Here is an 18,150-nt window from a genome sequence, read left to right on the forward strand (position 1 = left end):
GCATGATATAGGCAATCGGTCTCGCGCATGAACGTAGCAGAAGCAACCGGAACACTCAAAGTGGGGCTTGCTCTGGGCAGCGGATCCGCCCGCGGGCTATCGCATATCGGCGTGCTGCAGGGGTTGCTGGAGGTTGGCATCCAACCGGCCGTCGTCTGCGGCACATCGATCGGTTCGCTGGTAGGCGCTGCATTCTGCTCGGGAAACCTCGACGAGTTCGGCCGCTGGTTTGCCGCCATGAGCACCCGTGACGTTTTCCGTTACATGGATATCCGTCCGATCACGCGCGGCGGAGTCGGGCGCGCGGATCGGCTCATCTCCCACCTGCGCGAACTATTCGGCAGTCCACGCATTGAAGACCTGCCCTATGCTTATGCGGCAGTGGCCACCGACCTGGCCACCGGGCGCGAAATTTGGATCCAGCAGGGCGACCTGTGGGATGCGGTACGCGGATCGATCGCCATCCCCGGCTTGCTCTCACCGGTGCGCATCAACAAACGGTGGGTGGTAGACGGGGGGTTGGTCAACCCGGTTCCGGTATCCGTATGCCGCGCGCTCGGGGCAAATCTGATCATTGCGGTCAATCTGAATGATGAGCTGAACGGCAGACAACAGGCGCGGCTCGCACAAAAAATCACGCATCCCCCGGGAGATCAAAGACCGGAACCCGGACTGTTCGACCGGCTCGCCTCCGGCATCCGCGAAATAAGCCCTACGCTCCTCACGCAGTGGCTCGAAGCCGATCAGAAAAGCCACCCCGATGACGACACGCCAGGCATATTCAGCGTGGTAACCAACGCGATCAACATCATGCAGGATCGAATTACGCGCAGCCGTCTTGCCGGAGAGCCCGCAGACGTGATGATCACACCCCGCCTGGCCCATATCGGACTGCTGGATTTCGACACCGCTGCCGAAGCCATCAACGAGGGGTGCGCAGCAGCGCGCCGTTGCGCGCCGCAGATTCGCTATGCTCTCGGCCTGGGCACTCCCGGCAGCGCGTCCTTCGCAGACGAGGTCCCGGAGCCGGAGTCCCGCTAGGCCTCGCGAAACATCTTGCGCAGGTATTTCAGACGTGTCGCAAACGGCTCGGAGAGCTCGCGGCGGGTGCGCTTGGCTATTTCGCCGATATCCGCAGCCCCCGAACGTGCCTGCTCGACGATCGTGGCTCCGATGGCGCGCGGACGCCCCAGCAAATTACCACGTTCTTCGGCACTCACCCGGCGCCTGAGCGCACTGAACGACTGCCTCAGGCGAGCGTCCACGACATCCTGGATTTCACCGACGGCGGAACTGAGCACCGCTACCGTCTCGATCAGCGCTTCGATGCCAAACAACTCCGCGATCGCCACATCCTCGGCGATACGCTCCGCGCGTTGCGAGAGATACCCGGACAGGCGTTGATATTCCTTGCGCACCCGTGTCCCGAACAGCGGGTCGTCCACATAACGCGCCTCGGCGTTGACCGCAAACCAGTCGTCCTGGCGCAACTTGGCGGTTGCGCGCGGGAACAACTTGCCCTCCTCCATGTTCATATGATCCCAGTTGTAGCCGATATACCGGTCACACAGGAACTTGATCTTCTGCTTGTCCGCCGGATGATCGCCACTCGTCACGCGGCTCAATTCGTCCAGCAGCTCGCGGCTGAGTCGGCTGACCTCGCGGTGCCCCTCCAGCAGTTGTTCGACGACATCCCTCGATTCGGCGTCACGTTCGAGTAGCCGGTCGAACACCAGGTCTTCGCGAGGATGGTGGTATTGATCCGGGTAACTCGCCATGTAATGCACGATGTCATGGATCATCCCGTAATCGGGCGAGCGCCCGGGCAACAAATTGTCCGCCTGCTCCGCCAGCGCTTCGAGCAACGAGGCAATATAGCGATGTTCATTGTCGAGAGTGACCATGATCTCCGGTGCGCCACTGCGTCCGGAAGCAAGCACCGGACGGTGCAACGAGGGCGGCCTTGCCGCAATCGTCGCGGACTTGCGGCGCTTGCCGGCAACCGGCTTGCGCGTGTCACGCGCCGCCTTTTTTTGCAACGGCACGCCAGGTTCGCGTACCGACGCAACAGGTTTGGATGCCTTTGCTGTTGATTTGCGCCGCGTCGATGCGACAGACTGCACCGCCAACTTCTTTCGGCTCGGAGCGACGGCCTTTTTGCGTGCTCGCTTGGTCGGCTGCTGATTCGCCATCGGTTCGCTCTCCGGACTCAGAAATGAGGTGCATGACGCGCCCGACGACCCGGCACCAGGAGCGCCGCTGCTGACGGGTCACGACTCTTGCATGGATGATCTCAAGAAAGTTATATACGAGAAGGGGTGCGAGTATAGCCATCCCCCCCAAACCCGTTCAATCGAGGGTCATTGATCTGTGCCAACTTTCAACCAAACTAGCAGCCACAGTGCGACGTGAGCGCCGCTCTTGCGCCACTTTTTGACTTGGCGGACTCGCCGACAGGCGAAAGCCTGTGCCACGACGGCGTCTGTATCGCCGGCCCTTTCCGAGGGCAATCACTGAGCCCCGTAGCAGTGATTGCCCATGCCTCCCTGGGTTGCCTGGACAGCGCAAAGCAGCCGGCAGGATCCCCGACCGACGAAGCTTGACGCATGTCCATATGGACGTAATCGATCAGCACCTGCCGATGCCTTACTTCTGCGAAAAAATCCGGTAGAATGCGCGGCCTTCGCAAACGCACACCATTGTTCACGCGGCAAACTGGCGTAGTCGCCGGGTCGCAAGACATGACGAGGCCCACCCCGTGAAAAAACCGGCAAAACCAATCAAGACAGTCAAACCCGTCAAACCAGCAAAAACCGCCACTGCACCGAAAGCTGCAAGGACCGCGAAACCGGCCAAAGCGGCTAGACCTATCCCGGCCACGAAGCCTGCCGGGACGGCGAAGTCCGTCAAAGCTGCAAAATCCGCCAGGACCGCCAAGCCGGTCAAGGTCGCGAAACCCGCCAAGGCTGCGAGGCCCGTCAAGGCAGTAAAACCTGTCAGGACTGCAAGATCCACAACGGCCGCCACCGCGACCCTCTCGACAACTCAGCCCAAGATGCCCCCGAAAACCACGTCCGAATTCAAGAACTTCTCGCCTTACACGCTGAAAAAGGGCGAGGACTACATGAACGAAGCCCAAAAAGAGCATTTCCGCGTAATTCTCAGAAACTGGCGTTCCGAGCTGATGACGGAAGTGGACCGTACCGTAAGCCATATGAAAGACGAAGCAGCGAATTTCCCGGACCCCGCGGACCGCGCCACGCAGGAAGAGGAGTTCAGCCTGGAACTGCGAACACGTGACCGGGAACGCAAGCTGATCAAGAAAATCGAGAGTACGCTTGATCTGATTGATCAAAACGATTACGGGTATTGCGATGCCTGCGGGGTGGACATTGGCATCAAGCGTCTCGAGGCGCGGCCAACCGCAACTCTGTGTATCGACTGCAAAACCCTCGAGGAAATCAAGGAACGCCAGGAGCGCGGCTGAACAGTCAGCCATATGCCTGGCGTGCATTGACTCTTCCACTGGTGCATGCAGCTGGTGCCAAGCAGCAGCCCATACAGGGGCAGGTTCGCGCCCTCGCCAAGCGGACCGCTGCACATGGGGTCGCTGCTGAGCGCGCTCGGCAGTTACCTCGATGCCCGCGCCCACGGCGGCGAGTGGCTGCTCAGGATTGAAGATATCGATCCGCCGCGCGAACGGCCAGGTGCGGATATTCTGATATGCAAGAGCCTGCTCGCCCACGGCTTGCGCTGGGATGAAGAGCCGCTGTACCAGCACAACCGCAGTTCAGCCTACGATCAGGCCTTGGCTTGCCTGCTGAGCCACGGGCACGCCTACTATTGCATCTGCAGCCGCCAACAGCTCGATGCAGGCAAAAGTATCCATGCCGCCGACTGCCCGCAATCGCAGCAGCGCCCCTATGAGTCGGCCGCCATTCGTCTGCGAATTGCGTCGGAGCACTCGTGCTTTCACGACAGCATGCTCGGCCCCATAACTCTCGCGAGCGATGCTGACGCTGCCGATGTCGTGCTGTTGCGCAAGGACGGCCTGTACTCCTATCAACTCGCTGTTGTCATCGACGATGATTACCAGCGGATAAGTGATGTGATCCGCGGGCGTGACCTGCTGGAGTCCACGCCCTGTCAAATCCGTCTTCAACGGTTGCTCGGCTTGCCCGTGCCGCGCTACGGACACCTGCCGCTACTGCTGAACGAGCAAGGCCAAAAGCTCAGCAAACAGAATCTTGCGCGCCCGCTCGACGATACCCGTGCTCCGGCCAACCTGATGCGCTGTCTGGCCGCGCTGGGACAGCCGTTGCCGCCGGCAACGATCCGCACAGATTGCGGGGCAATTCTGAATTGGGCCACCCTGCATTGGGACCGCGCACGCATACCGGCGCAGGACAGCGTGCAGCACGAGGAATGACGGACCGGGCACGCACGCCGCCCCATTGGCAAATTGCCTTCGCGCTGAGTAACATCAAGTCTCGCCCAACCCTGCCGAAGCCTATGTACCTGAACAGAATCCTGCTGCTGGTGCTCGTGATCCTCTACGCGTTCGCACCCGTGATGGTAGATTGGATCGGGAACGGCGCAGCGCAATGGTACCGCCCGCACCTGCTCTGGTTGCTGGTGATCGTATCGGTATCGATAGCCATGTACCGGTACCCGCGCGATGAGTCTTGATCTCGGCACGCTGTTCCTGCTCGGAGTCGGCTATCTATCGCTGCTGTTCCTGATCGCCTATGCCTCGGACAAGGGACTGGTGGCGGAATCGGTCGTGTCACACCCGCTCACCTACGCCCTGTCACTCGGTGTCACTGCGGGTGGCTGGTCCTTTTTCGGCATAAGCGGGGTAGCTGCCAATTACGGCTACGGCTACATGGGATATTTCATGGGCATAGGCGCGCTGTTCCTGTTTGCGCCCCTGGTGTTGTTGCCCTTGCTGCGTATCTGTAGGCGCCATCAATTGACATCGCTCGCCGATCTGCTCGCGTTCCGTTACCGGGGCAGGGTGGTCGGTGCCGCTTGTACCATGGGCATGCTGGCAGCGGCGCTGCCACTGGTGGCGGCCGAAATCAAGATCGTCTCGGATCTTGCCGCCATCCTGAACGGTACGAACCAGCAGGCGCATGGACATCTCGGGCTGATATTCGCGATGGCAATTGCGGTGTTCGCGATACTCTTCGGCGCACGTCCGATTTCCGATCGCGAGCGCCACAACGGGCTGGTGGTGGCGATGGCATTCGAGTCACTGGTCAAACTTGCGGCATTCCTGTTCGTCGGCGTGTTCGCCGTGAAGCAGGTATTCGGAGGCATGGACGGATTGTCACGGTGGCTCGGCGACCAACCGCAATTGCTGGAACCGCTCGCCGCGAGCGCCCGTTCGAGTTCATCGCATATGCTGACGATCACCTTCCTTGCCGCGGCGATCGGACTGCCGCACCTGTTTCACATTGCCCTTTACGAGAACCCGCGCATGCGCGCGGTGTTTCGCGCCACCTGGGGCTTTCCGTTGTTGCTGCTGCTGCTCTGTCTGCCGATTCTGCCGGTGCTGTGGGCCGGAATGCGCCTCGAACTGGGCTTGCCGGTGGAATATTTCGCCGCCGGCGTGGGGTTGAGCATGGGCTCGCCCGCCGTCGCGTTGCTGGTCTTCATAGGCGGGCTGTCGGCAGCGAGTTCCACGATCGTGGTAATGACGCTGGCGCTGGCCTCCATGACCATGAACAATCTGATCCTGCCGTTCTACCGACTCGGCGCAGAGGCCGACCTGTACCGCGGGCTGATCGTGATCCGATCGATACTTACGGCAATCATCATCCTTGCCGCGCAGATTTTCTCGATGGCGCTCCCGCTTGGCGGGTCACTCGAGAAACTCGGCTTCGCCGGCTACATCGCTGCCGCACAATTCTTTCCCGGAATACTGGCGCTGCTCTACTGGCCCGCGGCCAATCGCGCCGGCTTCCTCGGCGGTCTCGCAGCAGGGTTCGGGGTCTGGTTGCTGATGATCGTCGCGCCTGCCGAGGGCTCGTTGCTGGGCCGCGTTGCGCAGTGGCTGCCCATAACGATTGAAGGAAACCACTGGGCGACGACCGCGATCAACAGTATCGGCCTCAACGCGCTGGTGCTGATCGTGCTGTCCCTGCTCAGCAAACAGCGCACCGAAGAGCGCGAAACCGCCGCAGCCTGCAGTCTCGACAATCTGAGCGGGCGCACCCGCCACCAGATGCAATTCCGGTCAACCGGGGAATTCGTCAACGGCCTGGCGCGGGCGCTTGGCAAGGACAGCGCGCAACGCGAAGTCGAGCGTGCGCTGCGCGATCTCGGCTATCAGAGCACCGAAGCGCGGCCCTACGCCATTCGCCGCCTGCGTGATCGCATCGAGGCCAATCTATCGCGCCTGATGGGCGCGTCGGTGGCGATGGAACTGGTAAGGAAAAGCCTGCCCTATGTACCCGAAGCGGATCCAGACGCCACCGAGGATATCTATTTTGTCGAGTCGCGCCTCGAGGGTTACCAGCGCCATCTCACCGGGTTCACCGCCCAGTTGGATGGACTCCGCCGTTTCTACCGTGACACCCTGCAGGAGCTTCCGATCGGCGTGTGCGGCATGAACAACAGCAACGAAATCGTGATGTGGAACCATGCACTCGAAGGCATTACCGGCATCGAATCCGCCGCGGTGCTCGGGTTGACGCTGGCCGAGCTGAAACAGCCCTGGGGACAGATGATCGCGGAGTTTGCCGATTCAGGCAGTGCGCATCTGCACAACAGGCACATCCCTGCCGGCACAAAGGAGCGCAGCATTTACCTGCACAAGAGCCTGTCGGAGACCGCCAACAGCCCCGGTCCCGATGCCCGCTTCGTGTTGCTCGAGGACGTGACCGACATGCAACTGCTGCAGGAAGAACTGGTGCACAGCGAACGCCTGGCATCTATCGGTCGGCTCGCCGCCGGCGTCGCACATGAAATAGGCAATCCGCTTACGGGTATCGACTGCCTGGCGCAGAACCTGCTTGCAGAAGGCGATGAAGCGACAACCCGGGAGAGCGCAAAACAGATTCTCAACCAGACCCTGCGCATCAGCAATATCGTGCAGACGCTGGTGAACTTCGCGCACGCGGGCGTAAACAGTCATGGCGCCCTGGAACCGCTCGACGTATTCCAGTGCGCGGAGGAAGCGATCTACCTGCTCGGTCTCGATCGCAACGCACGCCTGGTCAACTTCCGCAATCTTTGCGCGCGCGAAATCACCGCAGTGGCCGATGGACAACGCCTGCTGCAGGTATTGCTCAATCTGCTGAGCAATGCCCGCGATGCGGTGGAGAGCGGTGGCGAGATCGCGGTGGAAAACCATCGCGAGCTCAACCGCACCGTGATCACCGTCACCGATAATGGCTGCGGCATCCCGCGCGCCCACCTCGATCAGGTGCTGGAGCCATTTTTCACCACCAAAGCGCCGGGTGAGGGCACTGGGCTCGGCCTGGCCCTGGTTTATTCGATCGTGCGTGACATGGACGGAAGCATGGAAATCGAAAGCCCGCTGGAGATCTCGACCGGGCGGGGCGTTCGTGTAAGTATCAGCCTTCCCTCCCGTTGATCCGGGCGAGGCAGCGGCAGAGCGCTACTATGGGCCTAGAATTAGTCCGGAATTGGCGCTATGTTTGACCTTGGGCACGATCTATACCACGAGGCAGTATCAGTGGTGGATATTCTCGTTGTAGAAGACGAATCGGTAATACGCTCCGCGCTGAAGCGGTTTCTGGAGCGACACAAATATCGGGTATTCGAAGCCGCTTCGGTCGCCGAAGCCGAGACCAGCTTCAAACTCGAGCGATTCAGCCTGATCATCAGTGACCTGCGTCTTCCCGGGGCGCCCGGCACCGATCTGATCCCGCGCGCCGGAGAAGTTCCCGTACTCATCATGACCAGTTTTGCCAGCCTGCGCTCGGCGGTCGACGCGATGCGCATGGGTGCGGTGGACTATATCGCCAAACCTTTTGATTACGCAGACCTGCTGGTTGCGATCAAGCGCATCGTGCGCGAGCACAGTACAGCGCGCCTGAATCGTGGCCGCGATCCCGAACGCCAGTTGGCCGACAGCGTCGAGGGCATGATCGGCGACTGCCAGTTGATGCAGGGCATCTACGAGCGCATCCGCAAGGTCGCGCCCACGCCGGCCACGGTCCTGATACGCGGCGAAACCGGCACTGGCAAGGAACTCGTTGCACGCGCACTGCACCGCGCCAGCCAGCGCGCGCAGCAGCCGCTGGTGTGCGTCAACTGCGCCGCAATCCCGGAAACGCTGATCGAATCGGAATTGTTCGGTTATGAAAAGGGTGCATTTACCGGTGCCGCAAGCAACCGCGTCGGCCTGATAGAAGCCGCGGATGGCGGCACGCTTTTCCTTGACGAGATCGGCGAACTGCCCTGCGAGGCGCAAGCGCGCCTGTTGCGGTTCATCCAGGAGGGAGAGATACGCGCGATCGGCGCGGTGCAGTCGCGGCGCGTCGACGTCAGATTGATCACTGCAACCCACCGCGACCTGAAGGCCCTTTGCGATGAACGCAAATTTCGCCAGGATCTTTATTACCGTATCAACGTGGTCGAACTGTTCCTGCCACCATTGCGGGAACGGGGGCGCGACGTGCTAGGAATCGCAGAGGCACTGCTCGAGGACGCCTGCCGACGTCATGAAAGGAAGTCCAAACATTTTTCACCCGAGGCCATCCAGGCAATTACCTGTTACCACTGGCCAGGCAATGTGCGTGAACTGGAAAATGCCGTGGAACGGGCCGTGATCCTGAGCGATGGTGACGAAATCTCCCATGCGGCGCTGGCGATCGAACTGGAGCCACCGGAGCCGAGAAGCAACGAAAGCGAACCGCGCGGACGCGAAAACCAGCATTGCGCCGACGACCCCGCGGAAGACCTGTCGCTGGAGGATTACTTCCAGCGATTCGTACTGCAGAACCAGGATCACATGAGCGAGACCGAACTCGCGCGCAAACTGGGCGTCAGCCGCAAATGCCTGTGGGAGCGGCGCCAGCGCTTCGGGATTCCCCGCAAAAAGGCCGCGCCCGACGACAACCCGGCCGGGCGGCACTCCGCCTGACACTTTGTTACGCTACCAGTACCGGGTAACTCCATGCGGGTCAATCGGTAACGACTGTTACCAAGAACTCTAAATCAATCAAACTCAACATTATACAACTCTTTGATTTAATTGAACTTAATTTTATGGCACGGCAAATGCCTTTCTAATGGCATAAGAATAACGACTGAACAATAACACTAACCTGGATTGAGATCTGTATGGGGAAGGCCTAGCACTTCCCCCTACTGTTTCCCCCCCAACCTCGATACTTGCCCATCCCGCCAGTCGGCTGCACGCTATGTTACACTCGCGCCCCATTTGAACCTGGCAGGGAAGCATTTTCATTGAACTCCCGGCTTACCGATCCTGACCGAGACTGCACCCTCTCCGGGTGCCGCAGCTATGCCGCGGACGCGCATAACATTGCCCCAGGCGCCATAAGCAACGAAGCCCTGCAGGTAGTGCGCAGCTTGCGCGAGGCCGGCTACGAGGCCTACCTGGTAGGGGGTTGCGTCCGCGACCTGCTGCTCGGTCACGAACCCAAGGACTTCGACGTTTCCACCAATGCGTTGCCGGCACAGGTGCATGCGCTATTCCGGCGTTCGCGCATCGTCGGACGGCGCTTTCAGATCGTGCATGTGCGCAGTGGTCGCGACGTGATCGAAGTGTCCACCTTCCGGGGCCACCACAGCCCCGATTTCGACGAGGATGGCGACGGCGACGAGCACACCGATGCCGGCAGCGCAGTGCGCGCCGAATCGGGCATGCTGTTGCGCGACAACGTTTTCGGCACCGTGGAAGAAGATGCATTGCGCCGCGACTTCAGCGTAAACGGGTTGTACTATGATCCGGACACCCACTGTGTGCTGGATTTCTGCACCGGCGTGGAAGACCTTCAGGCGCGCGTGCTGCGCGTGATCGGCGATCCGGAAAAGCGCTACCAGGAAGATCCGGTGCGCATGCTGCGCGCGGTGCGTTTCGCAGCCAAGCTCGGCTTCTCGATCGAGGAAACCGCACTCGCTGCGATCCTGAAGTGCCGCAATCTGCTGGTGCAGATCCCGGCCGCGCGCATGTTTGACGAAGTACTGAAACTGTTGCTGGGCGGACGCGGCGAGGAGACCTTCGTGCTGCTCGACCGCTACGGTTTGTTTGCCCCGCTGTTTCCGGATACCGCCGCCGCGCTCGAGCGCGTTCCCGAGGATCGCAGCCTGCTCCTGCACGCCTTGCGCAACAGCGATGAGCGCATCGCCGTCGGCAAACCGGTCACCCCGGCGTTCCTGTACGCGGCGATGCTGTGGCCCGCGCTGCGTCACCGTCTGCAAGCGCTGCTCGAACGCGAACAGCTGCCGATTCTCGCGGCACTGCACGAGGCGATACCCGAGGTCATCTCGCGCCAGGTTCGCAGCATCACGATTCCACGGCGCTTCGCCACCCCGATGCGTGAGATATGGGAACTCCAGCAGCGACTCATCACCCGCAGGCAACCGCAGAAACTCGCCGCGCATCCGCGTTTCCGCGCCGCCTACGATTTCGTGCTGCTGCGCGAGCAATCCGGCGAATCGTTGCAGGACGCGGGCGACTGGTGGACGCGTTTTCAGACTGGCGAGGAGATGCCTGCGGCAGCGGAGCGCAGCCCTCGCCGCCGCCGTCGCCGCGGGAAACGGAGCGTGCCCGCCGATGGCAGTTGAGGCGACAGTATTTGTCGCCGCGGGCAGCAACCTGGGCGATTCGCTGTCTTACCTGAAGTTCGGGATCGAGAGCCTGCATACCGCATCCGGTTGCCGGGTGTCGCGCGTCAGCCCGTGGTACCGGAGCACTGCCATTGGTCCCGGCAGGCAGAACGACTACATAAACGGGGTGATCGAACTGAGCACGACACGGGAACCGCTGCCACTGCTTGACCTGCTGCAGGAAGTGGAGGCCGCGGCCGGCCGCGAGCGGGGCATACGCTGGGGAGCCCGCACGCTGGACCTGGACATGCTGCTGTATCCGGGCATCGAAGCAAGCAATGCGCGGCTCACACTGCCCCACCCGCGACTCATGGCGCGTAATTTCGTGGTGTACCCCCTGTACGACCTGGCGCCGGCACTGATCCTGCCCGGAGACACGCCGCTGGCGCGACTGCGCAGCGAACTGAGCGATCAGGGTATCTGCCGTCTCGAAGCCGAACCGGGTATCAGCTTTGGCTAGCCGAAACGATACGGATTCCCGCGAACCACTGCGCTATATTGCGGTAGAGGGTCCCATAGGAGCAGGCAAAACCACGCTGGCGCGCAAACTGGCGTACAGTTTCGGCCACGAGCCGCTGCTCGAACGAGCCGGGGAAAATCCGTTTCTCGAGGAGTTCTACCGCCATCGCGCCCGCAACGCACTGGCGACCCAGATGCATTTCCTGATCGAGCGCGTGCGCCAGCTCGATGCCGTCCGGCAAGCCGATATGTTCCAGCCGGCACGGGTCGCCGATTTCCTGATCGAAAAGGACCGGCTTTTTGCCCGGCTCAATCTCGACGCCAACGAATACGCGCTCTACGAAACCATATACGAGCGCCTGGTATCGAGCACGCTGCGTCCCGACCTCGTGATCTACCTGCAGGCGCCGGTGGACGTGCTGATCGATCGTGTACGCCAACGCGGCATCGCTTTCGAACAGCTCCTCGAGCGCAAGTATCTCGAGCAACTGAACGAAGCGTACAGCCAGTTTTTTCATTTTTATGATGATGCGCCACTGCTGATCGTCAACGCCGCCGCTATTGACTTCGCCAATGACGAAAACCACTATACCGAACTCGTCGATTACCTGCTGAATGTCCGCTCCGGCAGGCAATACTTCAACCCTACCTTTTTCTGATGGGCGTCCCGGGCATGAAACCAGTCACGATCAGGACGCTGAACGACATGAAGCGCGAGCAGCGACGCTTCGTCTGTGCTACTGCCTACGATGCCTCGTTTGCGCGTATCGCGGTGGATGCCGGCATCGAAACGATCCTGGTCGGTGATTCCCTCGGCATGGTGTTGCAGGGGCACGACAGCACCATCCCGGTCACGGTTGCGGACATGGCCTACCACATTCGCTGTGTGGCGCGTGCCGCAAGCTCCGCCCTGGTGATAGGTGACATGCCGTTCATGAGTTACGCGACCCAGAAAGACCTGCTCGGCAATGCCACTACGCTGATGCAAGCCGGCGCGCACGTGGTCAAACTCGAGGGTGGGCAATGGCTCGCTCCAGGCGTTGCCCAGCTAAGCGAGCGCGGCATCCCGGCATGCGGGCATATCGGTCTCACACCGCAGTCGGTGAACAGTTTTGGCGGCTTTCTGGTACAGGGCCGTGGCCCCGAAGATGCGAAAAGGATTCTCGAAGATGCGCTCGCACTCGAGGCGGCGGGCGCCGTGCTGCTGGTAATCGAATGCGTACCTCGCGAACTCGCTGCCGAGATCACCGCCAGGCTGGCCATTCCGGTCATCGGCATCGGTGCCGGTCCGGCAACCGATGCGCAGGTGCTGGTGATGCACGACCTGCTCGGAATGAACCCTCGCCCTCCGCGCTTCGTCCGCGACTTTCTTGTCACCGGAGGAAGTATCCAGGGCGCCTTCGCGGCCTATGCCCAGGCAGTCCGCGACGGCAGCTTCCCCCAGCCCGAACACGGCTTCGACTGAAGGATATTCACAGGAGCAGCGCAACCGCATGAAGATCTGCAGGAGTTTCGCGGACATCCGTGCGGCCGTGTCAGATTGGCATCGCGCCGGCGAAAGCGTGGTGTTCGTGCCGACGCTCGGCAACCTGCACGAGGGGCACCTGCAACTGGTCCGGCTGGCCGCAACGCGTGGCGATCGGGTGGTGGTGAGCATCTTCGTCAACCCGCTGCAATTCGGCAAGAACGAAGACTACGCCTTGTATCCGCGCACACTCGATTCCGACGTGCGCAAGCTCGAGGATGTCACAACCGACGCCCTGTTCTGTCCGAGCGATCTCGAGATCTACCCGAACGGCGTGGAGCAGCAGACCTCGGTGGCGGTGCCCACCATGACGGATATCCTGTGCGGTGCGACGCGCCCGGGCCATTTCACCGGCGTCACCACCATCGTCAGCAAGCTGTTCAATATCGTGCAGCCTGACAAGGCGGTGTTCGGCATCAGGACTTCCAGCAGCTCGCCGTGGTCAAGCGGCTGGTCGAGGATCTGTGTTTCCCGATCGAGATCATCGAGGCTCCGGTGGCGCGCGCCGAAGACGGCCTGGCGCTCAGTTCCCGCAACGGTTATCTCGACGCGAACGAGCGCGCACTTGCGCCGGTGATCTACGCGCTGCTGCTCGCCACACGGGAACGCATCGCGCACGGGGAGCGCAATTACCCCCTGATCGAGGCTCAGGCAAAAGTGCAGTTGCTCGAGCAAGGTCTGCGCCCGGATTATTTCTCGATACGTTGCGCCAGGACCCTGGAGCCCGCCTCCCTCTCCGATACCAAGCTCGTGATCCTGGTGGCCGCCTGGCTCGGCAAGACGCGCCTGATCGACAACGTCACGATCAACATCGACACTTGATCACCCGGCGCGGATCGCGCCTCATGCCTCTCCCCGCAAATCGCGTTATGATTCCCGTGCCCGCTCCCCGGCGAATGGAGTACTGACGCATGCTGGAAATTTCCGAGCACCCGGTTTCCGAACCGATCCGTGCACACGCTCATCTCGATGCCGGAGATTATCGCCGGCTGTATCAGGAATCGATCAGCGATCCCGATGGGTTCTGGGACCGGCAGGCGCGAGAGTTCCTGTCCTGGGACGCGCCATGGACCCGGGTACACGAATCCGACATGCAGCGCGGTCACGTCCGCTGGTTCATCGGTGCACGCCTCAACGTCAGCCACAACTGCATCGATCGCCATTTGCCGCAGCGTGCGCAGCAGACTGCGATCATCTGGGAAGGCGACGGACCGGGCGATAGCGCACATATCAGTTATGCCGAGTTGCACGGGCATGTGTGTCGTCTCGCCAACGCGCTGAAAGGGCGCGGTGTCGGCAAGGGCGACCGGGTGTGCATATACATGCCGATGATTCCCGAGGCGGCCTATGCGATGCTCGCCTGCGCACGCATCGGGGCGGTGCACTCGGTCGTGTTTGGCGGCTTTTCGCCCGAGTCGCTGAAGGACCGGATACTCGATTGCGACTGCCGCGTGCTGATCACCGCCGACGAGGGCGTGCGCGGCGGCAAGCGGATACCGCTCAAGGCCAATGCCGATCTGGCGCTGGCGCATTGCCCGGACGTACATACCAGCATAGTGGTCCGGCGTACCGGCGCCACGCTCGACTGGCAGGCACCACGCGATGTGTGGTACCACGAAATTTGTGCCGCATCTGCGAGCGACTGCGCAGCGGAACCGATGGAGGCAGAGGATCCCCTGTTCATTCTCTACACCTCGGGATCGACCGGTAAGCCGAAGGGTGTGCTGCACACCACCGCCGGCTATCTTCTGCAGGCCGCAATCACGCACAAATATGTGTTCGACTATCACGATGGCGACATCTACTGGTGCACCGCCGATGTCGGCTGGGTCACCGGACACTCCTACATCGTCTATGGCCCGCTCGCCAACGCCGCCACCACGTTGATGTTCGAAGGTGTGCCGACCTATCCGTCACCAGCGCGCTTCTGGGAAATCGTCGACACGCACCGGGTGAACATCTTCTACACCGCGCCCACCGCACTGCGCGCATTGATGGGGCTAGGGGACGCACACGTCCGCAGCACCTCGCGCCAGAGCCTGCGGGTGCTCGGCACGGTCGGCGAGCCGATCAACCCCGAAGCCTGGGAATGGTATTTCCAGGTTGTCGGGGAGCGGCGCTGCCCGGTCATCGACACCTGGTGGCAGACCGAGACCGGGGGCATCATGATCGCGCCGTTGCCCGGGGCTACCACCCTCAAGCCCGGCTCCGCGACGCTGCCCTTCTTTGGCATCGTGCCGGCGCTGCTCGACAGCGAGGGCCAGACAGTCCAGGGCGCGGGCAGCGGCAACCTCGTGATCACCCGCTCATGGCCGGGGCAGATCCGCACCGTCTACGGCGATCACCAGCGGCTTGTCGATACCTATTACCGCACCTATCCCGGCAACTACTTCACCGGCGACGGCGCGCGCCGGGATGGCGACGGATATTATTGGATCACCGGACGCGTGGACGACGTGATCAACGTCTCGGGGCACCGCCTCGGCACCGCCGAAATCGAAAGCGCGCTGGTGCTGCACGACAAGGTTGCGGAGGCGGCCGTGGTCGGCTTTCCGCACGACATCAAGGGCCAGGGAATCTACGCGTATGTCACCCTGATGCATGATGCCGAACCGAGCGAGGCGCTGCGTCGCGAACTGGTGGACATCGTCATCCACGAGATCGGCGCGATCGCTCGCCCCGACGTGATCCAGTGGGCCCCCGGGCTGCCAAAAACCCGTTCCGGAAAGATCATGCGTCGTATCCTGCGCAAGGTTGCCGCGGATGAGCTCGACAACCTCGGCGACACCACCACACTGGCCGATCCGGCGGTGGTCGGACACCTGGTCGAAAACCGTCACCATCGCTGACCTAGGGGGGTTGAGCGCTGCGATCGGGTAGGAGGTAGGGTCACCCCTACCGTCCTCCCACACCACCGAACATGCGGTGTGCGTGCTCGAACATGGCCACGTGGTGATCGACGAACTGGTGTCAGCCGAAGTCATGGATTGCATCGAGGTGGGAACTGCAGCCTTGTTTCGATTCGACGTCATTCGGCCACCTGCTCGAGTTGGGGGCCAAAGCGCAGCGCACCGAGTCGTTGATCGCCCGCTCGCCGACCGTGCGTGAACTGATCATGCAGGATACCTATCCGGGTGCGCTCAAGGAGCTGTTGTCGCACGCGGCCACCGTGCAGCTGGCGGTGACCGCCAAAACTCATTCACTTTATTCGGGCTGGCGAACGAACCGATGAAGCCGGTCTACTGACTGAAACAGGATTTACGCGCCGGGGCACCACCGCAGCGAAACCATTTGCTCGTCGGGCTCGCGAAGGGCAACGTAAACCCGGCGTTATCAACCTGTCAGCACATCACCCGCCCGGTTATCGACGGTTACGATGGTGTCGTGATATTCGATCGTGGGGGTTGCCCCCATGCTTTGTCGAAACGTCTCCAGGAACTGGTCGCTGAAAAAAGCCTCGGCGCTCGCCCTGGAATCCCAGAGGTAAACGGATAGCCCGTCGCTGCTGTCGACATCAAAGCAAAACTGCTTGCTGTAGAGGTGCGGCATGCCCTTGAACATATTTTCAGCACCATATTGCAGCATTGCTGAAATCTCCTCGCGGGTATAACTCTTTGGCGTCTTGTATTTCACGATTACCGTAACCACAAATCTGCTCCTTTCTATCGATCGCTGAGTGTAAAACGTTCATCTGAATTCGAGGATGCTACGCAGGATACTCTTCGAGAATCCGGTCAGCAGCACGCATGGCAACAGCCATGATCGATGCGTTGGTAATGCCCGCCAGCATTTCGGGATAAATGGAGCAGTCGACCACCCGCACCCCATCGATACCGTGAACCCGGGTATTCCCGTCCACGACAGACGTTACGCCATCACGACCCATGGCGCAGGTTCCAGTGGCGTGAAATCCTGGCTGGCCACCTTTCCTGTAAAGCTCGAGAATCTCCTCGTCGCTTTGCGCAGCGGCAGAGGATGGCAGCTCGCGCGACAGCTTCGCTGCCAACGGTGGCTGCGCTGCTATGGCGCGAATTTGACGGACTGCCGCAACGCTACTCCGCCGGTCGTATTCATCGCCGAGGTAGTTTGGCCTGATCAGCGCAGCGGCACCGGGATCGGACGAACGAATGCGAATCTCACCGCTGCTTTTCGGGTACATCAGGTAGCCGGCGATGCTGACACCGGGGGACTCGCTGAAAGTATTCCCCTCGCGAGAATAAGGATTGAACATCAACATGATATCCGGAGTATTCAGCCCTTCATCAGAGCGTATGAACGCCGCGGCATGACAGGGTGATTGGGCCATGGGGCCTTTCCCGGTCATGAAGTAGCGGAGCACATTCCAGATCAACGGGAGGCCGGCGTATTGCCGGTTTTCCGAATCAGCCCACGACTTGACCCCGAAGCTGATGCCCAACAGCAGGTGTTCGCGCAGATTGGCCCCGACACGCGGATTGGCATGAATAACGGGAATGCCCAATTCGTCCAGCAGCGGAGCAGGTCCGACACCGGATCGTTGCAGAATCTGCGGGGACTCCAGGGTACCGGCGCAAAGCACAATCTCGCGCCGAGCGGTGTAACTGATCTTCCCGCCTTTGCCATGACAGATGACCGAGGTCGCCCGCTTTCCCTCGAACACGAGCTTGTTGACCTGGATATCGGTTTCAATATGCAAGTTGGTGCGCCGCTGAAGCGGCTTCAAAAACGCGGTGGAGGCGCTGTGGCGCTTGCCTTTCCGATCAATATTGAAGTGCAGATAGCCGACACCCCTTTGACCGACATCCACCATGAGTTCACGGCGCGGCAGCCCGGTCGCACAGGAAGATTCGATGAAAGCCTGTGTGATGGCATGCTGAGTTGCGTGGGTGGTGGTCGGTATGATGCCATTGCTGGAACCGGAGCCATCCAGCGCATGGAAATACGGCTCCATACGCGACCAGGCCCACTCATCCCCACCTGCCTCGGCCAGCGCCGAAAAGCCCTCGGGCTGAGGCCGGGCCCAGAGCATGCCGTTGACCGAACTCGAGCCGCCCAGTGTTTTCCCCCGCAGCCAGACTTCACTTGATGGCTCATTGGCAGCACGTGTGACAGGGTAGCGGCTCACATAGGTAGTGCCCGCCAAAACAGCGCCAAACCCTTTGGGCATCGTCAGCAGCACACTGGAATCGCGCTTTCCCTGCTCGAGAAGAAGCACCGAAAGCCGGCCGCTTGCGCTGAGCTTGTTCGCCATCACACTACCGGCAGAGCCTGCGCCGACGATAATGAAATCAAATATTGATGCGTTAGAGCCGTTCATGAGAAAACCCGGTGTAGGCGACTGATCTTACTCGTAAAAG

At 61.2% G+C, this 18,150-nt stretch carries 16 protein-coding genes and 1 pseudogene; 13 read left to right on the top strand and 4 right to left on the bottom strand.

Annotation, left to right across the window (positions count from 1 at the left end):
- The first annotated feature begins 27 nt into the window (after positions 1 to 27).
- The gene (locus IPF49_07880) at positions 28 to 1,041 is read left to right on the top strand and encodes a patatin-like phospholipase family protein (protein ID MBK6287533.1); all 1,014 of its coding nucleotides are present in this window, start codon (positions 28 to 30) and stop codon (positions 1,039 to 1,041) included.
- On the opposite strand, the gene IPF49_07885 is transcribed toward IPF49_07880, so the two are convergent.
- Both IPF49_07885 and IPF49_07890 read right to left on the bottom strand, forming a co-directional pair.
- Positions 1,038 to 2,045 carry a hemerythrin domain-containing protein gene (locus tag IPF49_07885; protein ID MBK6287534.1) on the bottom strand — a complete coding sequence of 336 codons (1,008 nt, stop codon included), beginning with the start codon at positions 2,043 to 2,045 and terminating at the stop codon, positions 1,038 to 1,040. The two genes, IPF49_07880 and IPF49_07885, sit on opposite strands and share 4 nt — an antisense overlap.
- Positions 2,017 to 2,334, bottom strand: coding sequence for a hypothetical protein (locus IPF49_07890; GenBank protein ID MBK6287535.1), 318 nt, complete (start codon positions 2,332 to 2,334; stop codon positions 2,017 to 2,019). The genes IPF49_07885 and IPF49_07890 overlap by 29 nt, the downstream gene beginning before the upstream one ends.
- 721 nt (positions 2,335 to 3,055) lie before the next feature.
- Between IPF49_07890 and dksA the strand changes: the two genes are divergently transcribed.
- The 12 genes and pseudogenes from dksA to IPF49_07950 all read left to right on the top strand — a co-directional run bounded on the left by dksA (position 3,056) and on the right by IPF49_07950 (position 16,046).
- Complete coding sequence (dksA, locus tag IPF49_07895; GenBank protein MBK6287536.1) at positions 3,056 to 3,487, top strand: RNA polymerase-binding protein DksA; 432 nt, start codon at positions 3,056 to 3,058, stop codon at positions 3,485 to 3,487.
- A 45-nt stretch (positions 3,488 to 3,532) separates the two neighbouring features.
- Positions 3,533 to 4,429: a tRNA glutamyl-Q(34) synthetase GluQRS gene (gluQRS, locus tag IPF49_07900; protein MBK6287537.1), complete on the top strand. Its 897-nt coding sequence runs from the start codon at positions 3,533 to 3,535 to the stop codon at positions 4,427 to 4,429.
- Complete coding sequence (locus IPF49_07905; GenBank protein ID MBK6287538.1) at positions 4,426 to 4,689, top strand: hypothetical protein; 264 nt, start codon at positions 4,426 to 4,428, stop codon at positions 4,687 to 4,689. The genes gluQRS and IPF49_07905 overlap by 4 nt, the downstream gene beginning before the upstream one ends.
- Positions 4,679 to 7,603: an ATPase gene (locus tag IPF49_07910; protein MBK6287539.1), complete on the top strand. Its 2,925-nt coding sequence runs from the start codon at positions 4,679 to 4,681 to the stop codon at positions 7,601 to 7,603. Before IPF49_07905 ends, IPF49_07910 begins: the two co-directional genes overlap by 11 nt.
- Before the next feature lie 102 nt (positions 7,604 to 7,705).
- Positions 7,706 to 9,118, top strand: a complete 1,413-nt coding sequence (locus tag IPF49_07915) for a sigma-54-dependent Fis family transcriptional regulator (GenBank protein MBK6287540.1) — start codon at positions 7,706 to 7,708, stop codon at positions 9,116 to 9,118.
- 326 nt (positions 9,119 to 9,444) lie between these two features.
- On the top strand, positions 9,445 to 10,788 hold the full coding sequence (gene pcnB, locus IPF49_07920) for a polynucleotide adenylyltransferase PcnB (GenBank protein ID MBK6287541.1): 1,344 nt from the start codon (positions 9,445 to 9,447) through the stop codon (positions 10,786 to 10,788).
- Positions 10,778 to 11,290: a 2-amino-4-hydroxy-6-hydroxymethyldihydropteridine diphosphokinase gene (gene folK, locus IPF49_07925; protein ID MBK6287542.1), complete on the top strand. Its 513-nt coding sequence runs from the start codon at positions 10,778 to 10,780 to the stop codon at positions 11,288 to 11,290. Before pcnB ends, folK begins: the two co-directional genes overlap by 11 nt.
- Positions 11,283 to 11,948: a deoxynucleoside kinase gene (locus IPF49_07930; protein MBK6287543.1), complete on the top strand. Its 666-nt coding sequence runs from the start codon at positions 11,283 to 11,285 to the stop codon at positions 11,946 to 11,948. The genes folK and IPF49_07930 overlap by 8 nt, the downstream gene beginning before the upstream one ends.
- Positions 11,949 to 11,962: 14 nt before the next feature.
- Positions 11,963 to 12,754, top strand: coding sequence for a 3-methyl-2-oxobutanoate hydroxymethyltransferase (gene panB / locus IPF49_07935; GenBank protein MBK6287544.1), 792 nt, complete (start codon positions 11,963 to 11,965; stop codon positions 12,752 to 12,754).
- Positions 12,755 to 12,782: 28 nt separating this feature from the next.
- Positions 12,783 to 13,636, top strand: a pseudogene (locus tag IPF49_07940) (pantoate--beta-alanine ligase).
- 89 nt (positions 13,637 to 13,725) lie between these two features.
- Complete coding sequence (gene acs / locus IPF49_07945; protein MBK6287545.1) at positions 13,726 to 15,663, top strand: acetate--CoA ligase; 1,938 nt, start codon at positions 13,726 to 13,728, stop codon at positions 15,661 to 15,663.
- 230 nt (positions 15,664 to 15,893) lie between these two features.
- Complete coding sequence (locus IPF49_07950; GenBank protein ID MBK6287546.1) at positions 15,894 to 16,046, top strand: hypothetical protein; 153 nt, start codon at positions 15,894 to 15,896, stop codon at positions 16,044 to 16,046.
- Between the two features lie 101 nt (positions 16,047 to 16,147).
- Here IPF49_07950 and IPF49_07955 read toward each other — a convergent pair whose 3' ends face one another.
- Positions 16,148 to 16,447: a hypothetical protein gene (locus IPF49_07955; GenBank protein MBK6287547.1), complete on the bottom strand. Its 300-nt coding sequence runs from the start codon at positions 16,445 to 16,447 to the stop codon at positions 16,148 to 16,150.
- 73 nt (positions 16,448 to 16,520) lie between these two features.
- Complete coding sequence (locus IPF49_07960) at positions 16,521 to 18,110, bottom strand: GMC family oxidoreductase (protein MBK6287548.1); 1,590 nt, start codon at positions 18,108 to 18,110, stop codon at positions 16,521 to 16,523.
- Between the last annotated feature and the right edge of the window lie 40 nt (positions 18,111 to 18,150).

The organism is Gammaproteobacteria bacterium (genome assembly GCA_016705365.1).
Lineage (GTDB): Bacteria > Pseudomonadota > Gammaproteobacteria > Pseudomonadales > UBA5518 > UBA5518.